Raw genomic sequence first — 16,330 nt, 5'->3', positions numbered from 1 at the left:
TCAGCGCCATAAAAAAGATGCTGATTCTTAGAAAGAACCAACATCTTTTCAGATTAAACTGCTTAAGGATAAATACGATTTAACAAACGTGGGAATGGAATAGACTCACGAATATGTTCTGTACCAGAAATCCAAGTTACAGCTCTTTCTAATCCCAAACCAAAACCAGAATGAGGAACTGTACCATATTTACGTAAATCCAAATACCAAGCATAATCTTCCTCAGTTAAGCCAAATTTCTTGATTGCAGCAGATAAGTTATCAAAATCAACTTCACGCTCACTACCACCAATAATTTCGCCATACCCTTCAGGAGCAATCATATCTGCACATAAAACAACATCATCACGATCTGGATGTGGTTTCATATAGAAAGGTTTAATTGCTTTAGGATAGTTTAAGATAAAGACAGGCTTATCAAATGAACTTGCAATAAACGTTTCATGTGGTGAACCAAAATCATCGCCCCATTTAACATCCTCAAAACCATTTTCATTTAATAACTTAACAGCGTCATCATAAGAAATTCTAGGATAAGGTAGCTCTGTATATTTTTTTAATAATTCTTTATCACGCTCTAAAGTAGTCAACGCTTGATCACAATTATCTAAGACACTTTGAACTAAATAAGCAACATATTGTTCTTGTACTTCTAAACTTTGGTCTTGATCCATAAAAGCCATTTCTGGTTCAATCATCCAAAATTCAATCAAATGACGACGAGTTTTAGATTTTTCCGCTCTAAAAGTTGGACCAAATGAAAATACTTTCCCAAAAGCCATTGCTGCAGCTTCCATGTATAATTGACCACTTTGAGATAAGAAAGCTTCTTCATCAAAGTATTCTGTATGAAAAAGTTCCGTTGTATCTTCAGCAGCATTTGCCGTTAAAATCGGTGGATCGATTTTTATAAAACCTTCTTTATTGAAAAATTCATACGTTCCACGAATTAATTCATTACGGATTTGCATAATCGCATGTTGTTTTGATGAACGTAACCATAAATGACGATGATCCATTAAAAACTCAGTTCCATGTTCTTTTGGTGTAATTGGATAATCTTGACTCTCGCCAACAACCGTTACACCACTAACCACAATCTCATAACCAAATTTTGAACGACTATCTTCTTGAATTGTACCCGTTACAAAAATAGATGTTTCTTGATGCAATCCTTTTGCTAATTGGAAAATCTCTTCTCCAACTTCACTTTTAACCACAATTCCTTGGAAAAATGCAGTACCATCACGTAATTGTAAAAAGGCTATCTTTCCACTTGAACGTTTATTGGCAACCCAAGCTCCAATCTCAACTTCTTGACCTACATAATCTTTTGATTCATTAATCGTAATTCTTTTCACGTTTGTTTACTCCTTTAGTACAACTATTTTTAGTCATTCATTTTGCTTAATACATATTGATGAATCCGCTCAATTCCTTTAGTTAAGGTTTCTAAATCAGTTGCATAGCTAATTCGCAGATTATCTTTGGAACCAAAACCAGAACCTTGAACAACTGCGACATGAGCCTCCATTAAAATGCCATCAACAAATTCATCAACTGTGGTGAAACCGCAAGCTAATGCTGCTTGTCGTACATTTGGAAATAAATAAAAGGCACCATGTGGTTTTATGACTTCAAAACCAGGTATCGCTGCTAGTAAAGGATATGCTGTATTTAAGCGCTCCTCAAAAGCTAGACGCATCTTTTCAACGATTTCTTGGCTACCAGTTAAGGCTTCAATTGCAGCATATTGACTAACCGCAGTCGGATTACTTGTTGAATGGCTGGCAACATCAATCATTGCTTTAATAATCTCAGGATTGCCTAGAGCATAGCCAATTCGCCAACCTGTCATGGCATAAGATTTTGAAACACCATTTACTAAGATGGTTTGAGCTTTAATTTCATCAGATAACGTTGCAATCGAAATGAACTCATGTCCATTATAAATGAGTTTGCCATAAATTTCATCAGAAACAATTAAAATGTTATGTTTAACTGCCCAATTTCCAATTGCAAGTAACTCTTCTTTTGAATAAATCATTCCAGTTGGATTGGATGGTGAGTTTAAAATTAAAGCTTTTGTTTTAGAAGTAATCGCTGCATCAAGCTCCGCCACAGTAACTTTATAATCATTTTTAGCTTCTGTTGAGATGGTAACTGGTGTACCTGACGCTAACTTAACTTGTTCCGTATAACTTACCCAATACGGAGCAAAAATTAAGACTTCATCTTTTTCATTTAAAATTGCTTGGAACAAATTATATAACACATTCTTAGCACCATCTGCTACGATAACTTGATTATCTTCGTAATCTAAGTTTAAATCTTCAGCTGTACGTTTTAAAACTGCTTGACGTAATGCTGGTACTCCTGGAGTCGGTGTGTAATAACTAGCATTTCCATTTTCAATTGCCTGAATCGCTGCTTGTTTAATTGAATCAGCGGTTTGAAAATCCGGTTCCCCAACAGCTAAACTAATCACATCAATACCTGCCGCTTTTAGCTGTTTAGCCTTTGCGCTAGTCGCCAACGTCACTGATGGTCCAATCGTTTTCATTCTATCTGAAATTAACCCCATAGTCCAAGCCCCCTATATTTACCATCTATTTAAATATTACTAATATCACGAATATACTCTCCATCTTTTAGTTTCAAAATGTGATACCCCAGACGACCATTCTCTTCTTTATAAACCACTTCCCAAATTGGAATATCTTTTTCAAGTCCAATTCGTGTTTCTAAAATTCGTTTTGGATTTTTAGCTTCACGTGTTAGTTTGCGTGCATCGCTTTCTGAAATCGTGTCACTTTGCTTAATCACTTGTGTTTTACCACCTTTTTTAGCAATAATAACAATGATTTTCTCATCCTTTTGATTGGTTCCGGTTATAGTAAAATATGTTTCCACACCATTATACCAATAAAACTGATCTACTTCCTTTAAATCTGCCTCTTGTTTTGCAATTTCAGTGGCTTCTTTTTCAGCTTTTGCCATCGGTTGATGACCAACATAATAAACGTACCAAGAACCTACAACAATAAAGGCCATGACGATTGTTAAGGTTAGAACAATGCCCTTTTTCATCTCTTTCACCCACTTTACAAAATACACCAAATGTCATTTGTTCTCTACAATTGACTTACTTTTCCTATTATACCAAACTTTCTTTAGAAATGCCGTTTGAAATCATAAAATTTCTTTAATTTAGCGTAAGAACTCCTTAGCTTTTTCAACAATTTCAGCTAACGGCAATTCTTCTTTTGGTAGATTTTCTGGCAAGGCTTTTAACATCTGTAATCCGTAGTTCGTTTTGAATAAACGATCATCTAGAATTAACATCACGCCTTTATCTTCTTCAGATCGAATCAATCGACCTAAACCTTGACGTAATCGTAAAGTTGCTTTAGGCAAGGTTGCCACAGTAAATGGATTTTGACCTTTTTCAGCAATTTGCTGATAATTCGCTTTTGTATATGGCTGCTCTGGAGAATCAAATGGCAGACGCGTAATAACTATCATCCGCAACGCTTTCCCTGGCAAATCGACCCCTTCCCAGAAACTATCAGCCCCTAGTAAAATTCCACCTGTAGCATGAAAGAAACGTTTTAAAATTCTTTCTCGACTTCCTGAAATCCCCTGTGCAAGAATTTCCCGTTCACTAAATAAAGCTTGCTTTTGCAAATAATAGTAAACTTCCTTTAATGTTTCTAATGAATTAAATAAAACCAACATATTCTCATTATTATCTGTAGCTAATGCAGCAAAATTATCAACAATCGCCTGAATATATTGTTTTTTAGATAAGCTTTTAATTGGCTTCATCTCTTTTGGCAAATACAAACGTGCCTGTTTACCATAATCATAAGGTGATGGTAAAATCATCGTTTCCAGCTGACTCTCTCCGATTTGATTAGCAAAATAATCAAAGCTTTGCTTGATCTCTAAAGTGGCTCCAGTATAAATAATTTTGCCGACTTTTTTAACAAGATGCTCCCGCAGAAATTCTCCACTATCTAAACGAGAACGTCTAATTTTAAAACTATTTTTGGCACTTTTTTGATTATACGCAAACCAATTTACACTATTCTCATTATTTTCTTGAAAGACGGTTTGAAAAACAAGATAATTCTTCTTTAAAGTCGTTAACAATTGGTTATAGCTATCTAAAAAATAAAGCTCATCAAAGATTAATTGTTCTTTCGCTTTTAAACAACTAGCCAGTAATTCCTCACTAATAAAAATAATTTCAGTAAATAAAGCACCGATTTGTTTAATTGCTTTTTTTACTTCCAACGGCCAAACGATTTCATGATTCACTAGTAACTCAACCTGCTCTTGCGGTATTTGCTCTCCGGCTAATTGTTGCCCACAATAAGCGAGTAAACTTTCAATAAAATCAGATAGCTGCTCTTCAAGAGACCAAACACTCATTTCCAAACTTGCCAATTGATACTTTCTGCCAATCTTTAGTTGATCTTGTAATTGATCCAAGCGTTGTAAATAAGAGTTTTCTATATCTAATTTCCCTAATGTTCGGAAGGCCTGTAAAAGACCATAGTAATTAAAAACTTCACTAGAAGAACTTGTCGCAACATCTGCTAAATGATGGGCCTCGTCAATAATTAAAGTATCAGTTAGAGGCAATTCAGGTAACTCACGTTGTAAATCATGACATAAAAAAGCATGGTTGGTAATAATAATACTAGCATGTTGTGCTTGTTTTTTAGCAAATAAATAAAAATCTTCTGCTAGCCAAGGATCATCTATCGAACTTGCCAACCACCCACGATGACGGATTCTTTGCCAGATGGGTTGATTGTAATTAGATAAGTTTAACTCATCTAAATCTCCCGTTTTCGTCATTGTCAGCCAGACTAATAAACGCATTTTAACAAGAGCATCATTTTTATGAACCGTTTCTTTTTTTAATTCTGCCTCATATTTTGCTAAATGAAGATAGTGACTTTTACTTTTTATAATCGTCGCTGATAATTGAAAAGGTAATATCTGACTTAATTGTGCGATATCTTTTTCTAATAATTGCTTTTGCAATAAAGTTGTATAGGTGCTTACCATAATGGGTTTTTCAGGAGTCCCATGATACGCTAAAGGAATCAAATACCCCAATGTTTTCCCGACACCCGTTGCCGCCTCGATGGCCATATGCTGATTCAGTTCTCTCTCTTCAGCTTGACTCAAATAAGCATGTAACGCATCCATCATATCAATCTGAGCAGTTCTTAATTTCAGCTTATTTTTAAACAAATTAGCCTTTGCTTCCTGACTAACTGGATATTTATGAACTTCTCGATGATTGCGGCTTTCTATTTCAACAGCTTTCTGTTGAATGGCTAACCCATTTTTTATCATAATTGATTCTGATAATTTTGGTAAATCTAAACGTAATTCAGCTAAACAATCCACAAAAAAATCAACGGTATCCATTGAGCAATGTTGTGCCAACTCTAAAATCTTCTCCAAAGTTACTAAGGGTAATTTTTTAGCTTTTTCATTTAATAAAAGAAACAATTGTGCAGTAACATATGCATCACTATCAGCTTGATGAGGATTTTCGTGCTTAAACTCAAATTGAGTAGCTAAATCAGTCAAACGAAAACTTGCAGCTGTCGGCACTAATATCTGAGCTAATTCTACCGTATCCATCCCTTTAAGCTTCAAAGGGGGCAACCCACAATTTTGCAATTCTCCATCTAAAAATTGATAATCAAACTGAATATTATGTGCAATAAAAACACAGTCTGCTAAAAGATTGTAAATCGTCGTTGCTACATCTTCAAAGTATGGTGCATTTGCTACTTGCTTTGTGCTAATTCCAGTCAAATATTCAATTTGCTTTGGTATCCGAACACCAGGATTGATATCCGTAGCAAATTGTTGTACAATTTTTCCATCTTCAAGTAACACACAGCCAAATTGAATAATTTTATCGCCATTTTCAACATTTCCACCCGTCGTTTCAATATCAACAACGGCGTATGTTTTTACTTTTTCCACAATTGTCACCTAATTCTTAATTCGTCTTTTTCCATCATTAACTATCATACTATGAAGCACAAAAAAAAACAAAAAAACCTTACAAAATTTTCAACTAAATGAAATTTTGCAAGGTTTAAACGATTAAAATTTATCAGCGTAAATGTCTTTAACTGTTTTTTCTGGATCGATAACAATATATAAGAAACCGTCTTTGATATGTGAACTTTGGTGTTCATTATCATTTCCATCAACATCTTTTGCTTTGTATGGGAAATAAACACGGTCTGTGTCTACAACTACATCTGATTTTGGATGCGTTGCATCTTTGTATAAAATATCCATCATTTCGATATCTGGATATTGAGTTGCACGTTCAAACATCCCTAACTCTAAACCACCTAAATTAATATCATCTGTATGAACATGGTCTGCTTCTTGAGCAATTTCAATTCTTAAAGATTCACAAGGATGGATTTCTTGGAAATCACTTCCTCCAATACGGCCAAAACTTTTTGTAATTTGTTTAATCCATAAATCGCCAATATGCTCTTTTCCAATAGTCCAAGTTTCACCATTACGGAAAAAGAATTTTAAGCCAACTACTTCTCTTTTCATGTCTATGCTCTCCTTCACAAATATAATCTTTAGAATTTGGTGTTAGCGCTATCGTTTTAGCCTAACCCACTTCTATATTCTAACATACTCTAAAGAAAAAAACTTGAATTTAGCCAAAAATAGTCGCCTTTTCTACTGAAGCCCTTGATAAATAACGATTCATATATTTAATTCGCAAAGTTTGTGAAACCACACTTGTATTTTCCTCTAAAACAAACTCATTAATAGTAATGCTTTTTGAGCATGAAGTCGATTTCCAGCTTGTTGATAAACTAATGAATGAGGACCATCAATAATCTCACTTGTGACTTCTTCCTCCCGATGTGCAGGCAAACAATGTAAAAAATGATAATCTGATTTCGCATAGGCAACTAATTTAGCATTCACCTGATAGGCTCCTTCAAAGGCTTTCAAACGCAACGCATTTTCAGTTTCCTGTCCCATACTTGTCCAAACATCTGTATAAATAAAATCAGCATTTTTTACAGCTTCTATTGGATCTTGATAAATCGTAATAGTAGCGCCAGTTATTTTTGCTATCTCTTGAGCTTTTGCCAAAATAACTGGATCCACCTGATAGCCAATTGGAGTGGCACAATGAATGGTTAAACCAACTAAAGCACTTGCTAATAACAATGAATGACAGACATTATTACCATCTCCTAAATACGTCAATTGAACTTGTTTAAAGGTTCCTTTCACTTCATAAATTGTCAATAAATCAGCAAGAGCTTGGCACGGATGATGAAGATCTGTCAACCCATTAATAATCGGAATTGAGGCATATTCAGCAAATTGTTCCACTGTCTCATGGGCAAATGTCCGAATCATCAATCCATCTAAATATTCAGATAAGACATGCGCAGTATCTTTAATAGGTTCTCCTCGCCCAATTTGCAAATCTTTGGAAAAAAGCACAATCGCTGAGCCTCCTAGCTGCAACATACCAGCCTCAAAAGATACTCTTGTTCTAGTTGAAGCTTTATCAAAAATCATGCCTAATATTTTTCCATCTAAAGCATAACGGTAATCTTTAGGATTATCTTTGATTTTAATCGCAAGCTGAATCATTTCCTCTAAATCTATTGAACTCCATTCTAATAAAGTTAACGTATCTATTTTTATCTGTTTCATTTTAAACTCCCCCTTAATTGTTCAGTTGATTTCTTCTGAAATTAATTTTACGGCCAGTTGAATTTCTTCTTTAGTTGTTGTTAATGGTGGCAAAATACGCATTACATTTGGTCCCGCAGAAAGAATCAGTACGCCTTTTTCTTGTAGTTTCACAATGAGTGGTGCAACGGGGTCAATCAACTCAATTCCTAATAAAAATCCTAGTCCACGAATCGCTACAACTTGTTGTTTTTGCTTTAGTTCTACTTTTAATAGTTGTTGAAGATACGTTGCTTTTTCTTTCACTTCATTTAAAAAATTGGGTTCTTGAATAATTTTCAGTGTTTCATTGGCTACTGACATCGCTAACTTATTGCCACCAAAAGTTGAGCCATGGGATCCAGCTCCAAAACTACTCGCAAATTTTTTCTTACCTAACATCGCCCCCACTGGAAATCCATTTCCTAATCCTTTAGCTACTGTAATAATATCTGGTTGAATGCCGTAAATTTCTCCACAAAATAAACTACCTGTTCGTCCAATTCCCGTTTGGACTTCATCAACTATCAATAAAATTTGGTGTTCATTACAAAAATCTGCTACTTTAGCGATATAATCTTGATTGGCTGGAATAACGCCACCTTCTCCTTGAACCAATTCCAACATAATCGCTGCTGTTTGATTGTCTGCTACCGCAACTAATGCCTCAAAATCATTAAAAGGAACATAGTCAAAAGTTGGCAATAATGAGCCAAATCCATCATGAATTTTACGTTGGCCAGTAGCGCTCATTGTAGCAAAAGTACGACCATGAAACGAGGCTAAACACGTAATAATTTTGTCTTTACCAGTGTGTTTTCTGGCTAATTTAATCGCTGCTTCATTGGCTTCAGCTCCACTATTTGCAAAAAAAGCTAGATAGTCGCTCCCACCCAATTGTTTTGCAACTTTTTCTTGTAAAGAATTTTCATATAAATTAGACGTATGCCAGATTGCTTCAGATTGCTGCTGTAAAATCGCATTTAATCTAGGATGACTATGACCTAAATTACAAACAGCAATTCCTGCAGTATAGTCCAAATACTGTTTACCTTGGGCATCAACAACGATTGAACCAGAACCACGAACTAATTCAAGTGAATTTCTGGCATATGTTGGAAAAAGTGCTGAACTCATAAGCTTCCCTCCTGAACCATCTTTGTTCCTAAATAGTCTAATCTTAACGTAACCCGAACTTGCTTAACGCCTTTTTTCAAGGCATATTGTGCACATTTCAACTTAGGAATCATTCCCCCTGAAACAACACCACTCTCAATAAATGCAACAAGTTCAGTCGCATTTAAACTCTTTAAAACATTTCCTTCTTCTTTAACCCCAAGAACTTCAGTCATTAAAATTAACTCTTCTGCTTCCATCGCTTCGGCAATTTTGCTCGCTGTTTCATCCGCATTAATATTAAGCCACTGTCCAGCTTCATCCAAACCAAGTGGAGCAACAATTGGAAGATACCCTTGCTGTAAACTATCCACCAATATCTCTGTATTCACCTTTTGAATCTCTCCAACAAAACCCAGTTTTCCTTCTTGAATCTGCCTTGCAACCAAAAGATGATTCATTGCTGCATTCAACCCTATTGCTTTAACCTGATGCTCTGCAAATTGCTGCAACAAATGTGGCTGAACTTCACCAATTAAAACCATTTTCGTAATAGCTAGAGCAGCTTCATTCGTCATTCGTAGACCATTTTCAATCTCTACTTGAATCTCTAATTTTTCCATCCATTTTGTGATAGATTGACCGCCACCATGGACAATGATAATTTTTTTACCAGCCTTTTGCAGTTTATTAATTTCGTTAAAAAAATGTGGTTCCAACGCTTCACAGGATGTTCCCCCAAGCTTAATTACAATAACATTTCCCACTAAAATCCACCTCTCTTTCACTCTCTACGTATGATAACAAGCATTGATCTTTACATAGTCATAACTTAAATCGCATCCCCACGCAACACCTGTTTCTGTCCCTACACCAACATCAACTGTAATTCGTATCACATCATTTTCTAAATATTCTTTTAATGCAGCTTCCTCAAAAACAACCTTCTTCGTATTTTTTAAAATTAAAATTGATCCTATTTCAATCCTAATATTTGCTGGATCTAAAGAACCTTGACTATACCCAGTTGCACAAATAATTCTACCCCAATTAGGATCTTCACCAAACATGGCTGTTTTCACAAGACTTGATGAAACAATCGTTTTAGCAATCATCCTAGCTTCTTCAATATTTTTAGCAGAATCTACTGTGACTTCAATTAATTTTGTTGCTCCTTCACCATCTTGAGCAATTTTTTTCGCCAGATGTTCACAAACAATTTCAAATGCTTGCTTTAAAATTTGGTAGTCCTCATTTTCTTCACTTATTTCTGAATTCCCGGCCAAACCATTCGCCATAACTAAAACGGTATCGTTCGTTGAAGTATCACCATCCACTGTAATTTGATTAAAGGTTTGGTTCACACTTTGACGTAAGAGCTGATCCAATAATTTACTAGAAATAGCAACATCTGTTGTAATAAAAGCTAACATAGTGGCCATATTAGGATGAATCATTCCAGAGCCTTTCGCAACTCCTGATATGATTACAGGATGCTGATTTAAAATAAGTTCCACTGTAATTTGTTTTTCACAGGTGTCCGTTGTCAAGATACTTTCGTGGAAATCTAAGGGTACTCCTTTTTGAAAATCTAATTCTTTGATACCATTAATAATTTTTTCCATTGGCAAAGGTTCCCCAATAATTCCCGTCGAAGCAACCGCAACTGCTCTTGCATCGATGCCTAATTTAGCTGCTGTTAATTGACGCATTGTATACGCATCTTTTAAACCATTTTCACCATTACATGCATTTGCATTGCCACTATTTACAATAACAGCCTGTAACGTCTTGCTTTGATTCAAACTATCTTTGGTTACGATAATCGGAGCAGCTTGAAATTGATTAGTTGTATAGACTGCTGCCGCTACTGCTGGAACTTCTGAATAAATCAAGCCGATATCTTTACGTTTATATTTTAATTTCCCGTGGACTCCTGTTGCAAAAAAACCTTTAGGTGATGCAATTGTACCAGTAATAAATCTCATTCTAACCGCTCCTTCTCTGATTCTTATGGATAAAGTGGACTAAACTGAAGCCCGGTATTAAGAGGAAATCCAGCTGCTTGATTCATATTCTGAATCGCTTGACCAGCTGCTCCTTTTATTAAGTTATCAATTGTCGCTACTACTAAAACTTGATTTGTGACTGGATTCACAGAAATACCAATGTCACAATAGTTAGATCCCACCACTTGTTTAATTGTTGGCAGATTTCCAACTTCCTGAATACGAACAAAGGGTTTATCTTGGTACGCTTTCTGAAATAAGTCCACTACTTCCTCTGTGGTAAGCGTGGACTTTAATTTGCCATAAATAGTTGCTAAGATACCACGAGTAACGGGAATCAGTGTTGTTGAAAATTGGATATTTTCAATTGAGGGATTCCATTTTTTTAGTTGTTGCATGATTTCAGGAATATGTTGATGCTGATTAACCTTATAAAGCGTCAAATTATCATTTGTTTCTGTATACATAGAACTAGGATTTGGTGTTTTACCAGCTCCTGATACACCAGATTTGGCATCTACAACAATCGAATCTAAGTGAAGAATATCTTCGATAAGTAAAGGTGCTAAAGCTAATAAAGTCGCTGTAGCATAACAACCTGGATTGGCAATTAGTTTTTGATTTGTCACATCATTCCACTCTGCTAATCCATAAACGGCTTGTGTTAATAGCTCTTGCGAAGCACCGTCAAAATTGTACCATTTTTTATAAGAAGTATGATTTTCTAAGCGTAAATCCCCTGATAAATCCACCACTATTAAACCAGCTTTGATAAAAGCGGCTGCCTGATCTTTTGAAACACCTGATGGGGTAGCAAAAAAAACAATCTGGCTTGTTTGACAAATTTTCTTGATATCTACCGATTCCAATGATAGTTCGCAAACGTCTTTCAAATGAGGATATAAATATGCAATATTTTCTGAATAATTAGAATAACTATGCAAAGATTGAATTGTTACTTTTGAATGTGATTGTAACAATCGTATTAATTCCAGACCACTATATCCTGTTGCGCCAATAATAGAAACCTTCATAAAATCACCTCGATTTAAATATAAAGCTTATTATAATGAAACAAATTATAGAAGTCAAATCTTTTTTTTAATCTTTTTCTAATTTTTATCAATATGCATATTTTATGTATATTTATTTTTGGAAATAACTATAAAAAAAGATGAAATAAAAGCTGATTTCTCAACTTTTATTTCATCTTATGTTTTCATTAATTAGTTAAATACACGGAATCTTGCAGCATCGTCCATATATTCTTTTTCACCAGCAGGCGCTACAATTGAACCAAATGGCAATTGAGCTCTCAAACTCCAACTAGCAGGGATATCCCATTCAGCTTTTACAGCATCATCAATTAGTGGATTGTAATGTTGTAGACTTGCACCAATATTTTCTTGAGCTAATGCAGTCCATACAGAATGTTGTGCAATACCTGTTGCTTGTTCAGACCAGATTGGGAAGTTATCAGCATATAATGCAAATTGTTCTTGTAAAGATTTCACGACATCTGTATCTTCAAAGAATAAAACTGTACCGTGAGCTGCACGGAATGAGTTTAACTTTTCTAAAGTAGGACCAAAAGAATCTTCTGGAACAATTTTTTTAAGAGCATCTTCAGCAATTGTCCATAATTTATCATGTGATTCGTTAAATAATACTACAACACGTGAAGTTTGAGAATTAAATGAAGATGGGCTTTCTTTTACAGCTTCTTTAATTAATGAAACAACTGCTTCATCATTTAAAGAAACTCCTTTACCTAATCCGTAAATTGAACGACGTTTCTTTAATACTTCGATATAATTATTTGACATTTTATTTTCCTCCTTAAAGTAACTTACAAACAATATATTAACATCTTTCTTTTAGTAAGTAAACAACTTTTAGTAATTTATTTGTTTTTTTTACAAATTTATTTTATAAATGTTGATTTAAAAGGATTTCTATAAAAAAATAGAGGCTAATAAAAGTTCATTAGCCTCTATTTTTTAACTATTTACTTCTTAGTCAGTTTTTCCATAAATTTTTGGCGATTAATAATTGCACGTTTATGAGTTCCTTCAGCAATCAACTGACCTTTAGATTCCACCGTAAAGTCATAAACTAAAATTGTTTTATTCTGCTCAACTAATCGAACTTCAAAATCAACCTGAGCTCCGACTTCTGTTGGTCGTATATGATTCAGAGAAAATTCAATTCCCACGGTTGTTTCTCCCTCTTTTAAAAGCGGGATAACCAAGTCTTTAGCTAATTCTTCAGACTTTGCCATCAATGCAGGGGAAGCATAGACCGGTATATCACCAGATTTAAAGGCTTCTGCTGTCTGCTGTGAATCGACAATAATTGTTTTATTGATTTTTAAACTCATATTCTTTCCCTCGCTTCTAGTTTTTATGAACATTTATTTCTTCTGACTTCTAGCCCAAGATAAAATAGTTTGTTTATCGTTTTTTAATTCACCATGAAGAACGGCTCCTTCAATTTTTGTCAATAACGCTCCTAACCAAATACCAGGCGGACAATCCAACGCAGCAATCAGCTCATTTCCCGTGATATCCAATTCTTTTTTATGTTTGATAGGTAATTGCTGAAACATCGCTTTAAGACGGCTTACATCATTCTTCTCCGTCAACATGCCAACTATCGTCTCAACCGTCACAGCAATCTCAATACCCGTTCGATATAAACAATCAACTGTCCAGGTTCCAAATAAACGCTCATCTAAAGCACTTTTTGCTAATTGAACTTCTTGAATTTCTTTTTTTGAACATTTCCATTGACGCATAAAAGAGTCAATGTTTTCATTCTCTAACTGAATAAAATAAACCAACAATGTCCAAGCAGTTAAACGGTCTACCAATTGCCCCTCTAGACTAGCAAAACGATAGAGGCCTTCACCTGAATGACGCAATCCCGGACAATACAAATAAAGTTCCGTTTGAATCATTTTTTCTAAACCACGACTGCGTCCTCGACCCAATAATAGTTTTATAAATTCAACTTGAACCCGCTCTACTGCGATTTTTTCTAATAAAGCATGATGCTCTAAAATAGCCTCTTCCGTTGTAGTTTCTAGTTCAAAATCAAGTTGACTTACAAAACGCACACCACGCATCATTCTCAATGCATCTTCATGAAAACGTTCTGTCGGCGATCCAACTGCCTTAAGCACTCGATTTTGAATATCTTGAAGACCATCAAAATAATCAATAATTTTTCCATCGGCATCCATTGCAAGTGCATTCACAGTAAAATCACGACGCTTCAAATCTTCTTTCAAAGAACGAACAAAAACAACTTCATCAGGACGACGATAGTCTTGGTATGTCGATTCTGTTCGGAAGGTTGTGATTTCGTAGCTTTCCTTTTGCCATAAAGCCATCACTGTACCATGGTCAATTCCAACATCAATCGTTTTTGGAAAAATGGCTTTAATCTCAGCAGGAAAAGCGCTGGTTGCAATATCCACATCTGAAATCGGCTTTTGTAAAATCAAATCACGGACACTGCCACCAACAAAATAAGCTTCAAATCCAGCTTCCTCAATTTTCTTCAACACAGGCAAAGCCGTTATAAATTCTGGAACTAATTGCATCATAGTAGATTTTCCAACCCATAAACCAACACATCCAACTCCATCACCTTTTCACAACCTAAAGCCACACCCGTCATAAAGGATGTTCGATCGTAGGAATCATGACGAATGGTCAATCCCTCCCCAACACTACCAAATTGAACTTGTTGATGCGCAACTAATCCTGGCAAACGAACACTATGAATCTTCATACCTTCAAAATCAGCTCCTCTAGCACCTGGAATTGATTCTTTTTCAGCAGGATTCCCTTGTTGATGGTGTCCGCGAACTTCAGCAATCATTTCTGCAGTTTTAACTGCTGTCCCACTGGGTGCATCTAATTTTTGATCGTGATGCAATTCCATAATCTCCACATCCGGAAAATAGTGTGCTGCCTTTTGAGCAAATTGCATCATTAAAATTGCACCAATCGCAAAGTTTGGTGCAATCAGTCCACCAATTTGACGTTTCTGAGATTCAACAATTAATTCTTGAACTTGGCTTTCCGTAAAGCCTGTTGTCCCAACAACTGGACGAATACCATGTTCAATCGCATATTTCGTATGCTCATAAGCTACTTTAGGAATTGTAAAATCAATCCAGACATCTGCAGCAACTTGTTTAACTATCTCCTCTTTTTTAGTAAACACAGGAATATCTTCATTGGCAAATTCTGCAAATTGATTTAAATTTGTTTCTACAGCAAAGGGATCTAAAACACCAACTAATTCAAAATTTTCGCGGTCTAATACCATTTTTGTAGCAGTTAACCCCATCTTCCCTTTAAATCCAGCAATAATAATTTTAATCATGCTTTTCATCATTCCTTTCAAAACGGAATTTATCCCGTTGATTAAATTTCCCCATCACTTGATCAAAGGCTTCTGTCATATCAATATCTAATGAGTTAGCCATCGATAGAACAACAAATAACACATCTCCAAGCTCTTCACTTACTTCTTTAGTTGTCTCTGTTGATTTCTTACTCTTCTCCCCGTACTGATGATTTACTTCACGAGCTAGCTCTCCAACCTCTTCCGTAAGTCGCGCCATCTGGCCTAAAGGTGAGAAATAACCAACTTTGAATTGACCAATATAGGTATCAACTTCTTGTTGCATAGTTTTTAGCGTCTTTTCCAAATAAGTAACCTCCTGTACATATCTCTAACTTTCCATCACTTAAATCGGTTCTCTATAGTATACAATTTCTTTGTCTATCTTTCCATAATAAAAAAGGATTAGAAACTAATGCTCTAATCCTTTGATGTTTAAAGTTTTTCAAACTCAAGCATTAATTGATTCCATTCTTTTGATAGCTCTTCAAACAATTCACGATTACCGATTTCAAGGGCTGAATTAATTTTAGGAGTTAGCTCCGCTTTCTTTCGTTCCAAATCAAAGCGAACCAAAGCATCATCGACATCTTTTTTCACTGCTTCACTAACACTATCATTCCAACGATGGTAAGGATTGTCTTCTAAAACAGCCAAATATTCTGCTGATTTCCATTGATCTTTAAAAAACAATTCAACATACAATTGCTCACCCCAATTTAAACGAATCTCATGAAAACCTTGTTCTGGATCTTCAAACGCAAGACCTTCTTTGTAAAATTTAAATGGTTCTTCTTCGGTTCCAATGGCAGCCAAGGACATTCCTCTTGGAGTCGCTTCAACAGCTTCAACAAAATGGATTTTATTTAAGACAGCTTCATGAGTCATTAAATAATTTAAAATCCACATCGCTTCTCTTCTTTTTAATTGATGGTAATCCAAGAACCAGCTTAAAAATTCTTTTTTAGTTTCTAATGATATCTTAATACTCATTTCAAACCCTCCAGTCCTTGATT

At 35.2% G+C, this 16,330-nt stretch carries 16 protein-coding genes; all 16 read right to left on the bottom strand.

Going from position 1 to position 16,330, the window contains the following annotated elements:
* Positions 1-62: 62 nt before the first annotated feature.
* Positions 63-1,361 (bottom strand): asparagine--tRNA ligase, encoded by a 1,299-nt coding sequence (gene asnS, locus BR43_RS03855; protein ID WP_034559670.1) that lies wholly within the window; start codon positions 1,359-1,361, stop codon positions 63-65.
* 29 nt (positions 1,362-1,390) lie between these two features.
* A complete protein-coding gene (locus BR43_RS03850; protein ID WP_034559668.1) occupies positions 1,391-2,584 on the bottom strand; it encodes a pyridoxal phosphate-dependent aminotransferase in 1,194 nt (397 codons plus the stop codon).
* 29 nt (positions 2,585-2,613) lie between these two features.
* Positions 2,614-3,090: a cell wall elongation regulator TseB-like domain-containing protein gene (locus BR43_RS03845; protein WP_034559666.1), complete on the bottom strand. Its 477-nt coding sequence runs from the start codon at positions 3,088-3,090 to the stop codon at positions 2,614-2,616.
* Between the two features lie 120 nt (positions 3,091-3,210).
* Positions 3,211-6,021 carry an ATP-dependent DNA helicase DinG gene (gene dinG / locus BR43_RS03840; protein WP_034559664.1) on the bottom strand — a complete coding sequence of 937 codons (2,811 nt, stop codon included), beginning with the start codon at positions 6,019-6,021 and terminating at the stop codon, positions 3,211-3,213.
* Positions 6,022-6,144: 123 nt separating this feature from the next.
* A complete protein-coding gene (locus BR43_RS03835; RefSeq protein WP_034559662.1) occupies positions 6,145-6,618 on the bottom strand; it encodes a hypothetical protein in 474 nt (157 codons plus the stop codon).
* Between the two features lie 207 nt (positions 6,619-6,825).
* Positions 6,826-7,752, bottom strand: coding sequence for an ornithine carbamoyltransferase (gene argF, locus BR43_RS03830; RefSeq protein ID WP_034559660.1), 927 nt, complete (start codon positions 7,750-7,752; stop codon positions 6,826-6,828).
* A gap of 21 nt (positions 7,753-7,773) precedes the next feature.
* Positions 7,774-8,907, bottom strand: a complete 1,134-nt coding sequence (locus BR43_RS03825; protein ID WP_034559659.1) for an acetylornithine transaminase — start codon at positions 8,905-8,907, stop codon at positions 7,774-7,776.
* Positions 8,904-9,653: an acetylglutamate kinase gene (gene argB / locus BR43_RS03820; RefSeq protein ID WP_245617816.1), complete on the bottom strand. Its 750-nt coding sequence runs from the start codon at positions 9,651-9,653 to the stop codon at positions 8,904-8,906. Before argB ends, BR43_RS03825 begins: the two co-directional genes overlap by 4 nt.
* Positions 9,654-9,677: 24 nt before the next feature.
* Positions 9,678-10,874 (bottom strand): bifunctional glutamate N-acetyltransferase/amino-acid acetyltransferase ArgJ, encoded by a 1,197-nt coding sequence (gene argJ / locus BR43_RS03815; protein ID WP_034559658.1) that lies wholly within the window; start codon positions 10,872-10,874, stop codon positions 9,678-9,680.
* A gap of 23 nt (positions 10,875-10,897) precedes the next feature.
* Complete coding sequence (argC, locus tag BR43_RS03810) at positions 10,898-11,929, bottom strand: N-acetyl-gamma-glutamyl-phosphate reductase (RefSeq protein ID WP_034559656.1); 1,032 nt, start codon at positions 11,927-11,929, stop codon at positions 10,898-10,900.
* A 192-nt stretch (positions 11,930-12,121) separates the two neighbouring features.
* Positions 12,122-12,721, bottom strand: a complete 600-nt coding sequence (locus tag BR43_RS03805) for a nitroreductase family protein (protein WP_034559654.1) — start codon at positions 12,719-12,721, stop codon at positions 12,122-12,124.
* A 182-nt stretch (positions 12,722-12,903) separates the two neighbouring features.
* Positions 12,904-13,275, bottom strand: coding sequence for a thioesterase family protein (locus BR43_RS03800; protein ID WP_034559651.1), 372 nt, complete (start codon positions 13,273-13,275; stop codon positions 12,904-12,906).
* A gap of 33 nt (positions 13,276-13,308) precedes the next feature.
* Positions 13,309-14,502 carry a CCA tRNA nucleotidyltransferase gene (locus BR43_RS03795; protein WP_084679754.1) on the bottom strand — a complete coding sequence of 398 codons (1,194 nt, stop codon included), beginning with the start codon at positions 14,500-14,502 and terminating at the stop codon, positions 13,309-13,311.
* Positions 14,502-15,293: a 4-hydroxy-tetrahydrodipicolinate reductase gene (dapB, locus tag BR43_RS03790; RefSeq protein WP_034559647.1), complete on the bottom strand. Its 792-nt coding sequence runs from the start codon at positions 15,291-15,293 to the stop codon at positions 14,502-14,504. The genes BR43_RS03795 and dapB overlap by 1 nt, the downstream gene beginning before the upstream one ends.
* Entirely contained in the window at positions 15,286-15,600 is a 315-nt protein-coding gene (locus tag BR43_RS03785) for a nucleotide pyrophosphohydrolase (RefSeq protein WP_169741020.1), read from the bottom strand. Before BR43_RS03785 ends, dapB begins: the two co-directional genes overlap by 8 nt.
* 149 nt (positions 15,601-15,749) lie before the next feature.
* Positions 15,750-16,307 carry a ReoY family proteolytic degradation factor gene (locus BR43_RS03780; RefSeq protein WP_034559643.1) on the bottom strand — a complete coding sequence of 186 codons (558 nt, stop codon included), beginning with the start codon at positions 16,305-16,307 and terminating at the stop codon, positions 15,750-15,752.
* Positions 16,308-16,330 lie beyond the last annotated feature (23 nt).

The organism is Carnobacterium gallinarum DSM 4847 (assembly GCF_000744375.1).
In the GTDB taxonomy this organism is placed as follows: Bacteria; Bacillota; Bacilli; order Lactobacillales; family Carnobacteriaceae; genus Carnobacterium; species Carnobacterium gallinarum.
The sequence above is the reverse complement of the archived record's forward strand: the minus strand, read 5'-3'. Positions and strand labels throughout refer to the sequence as shown.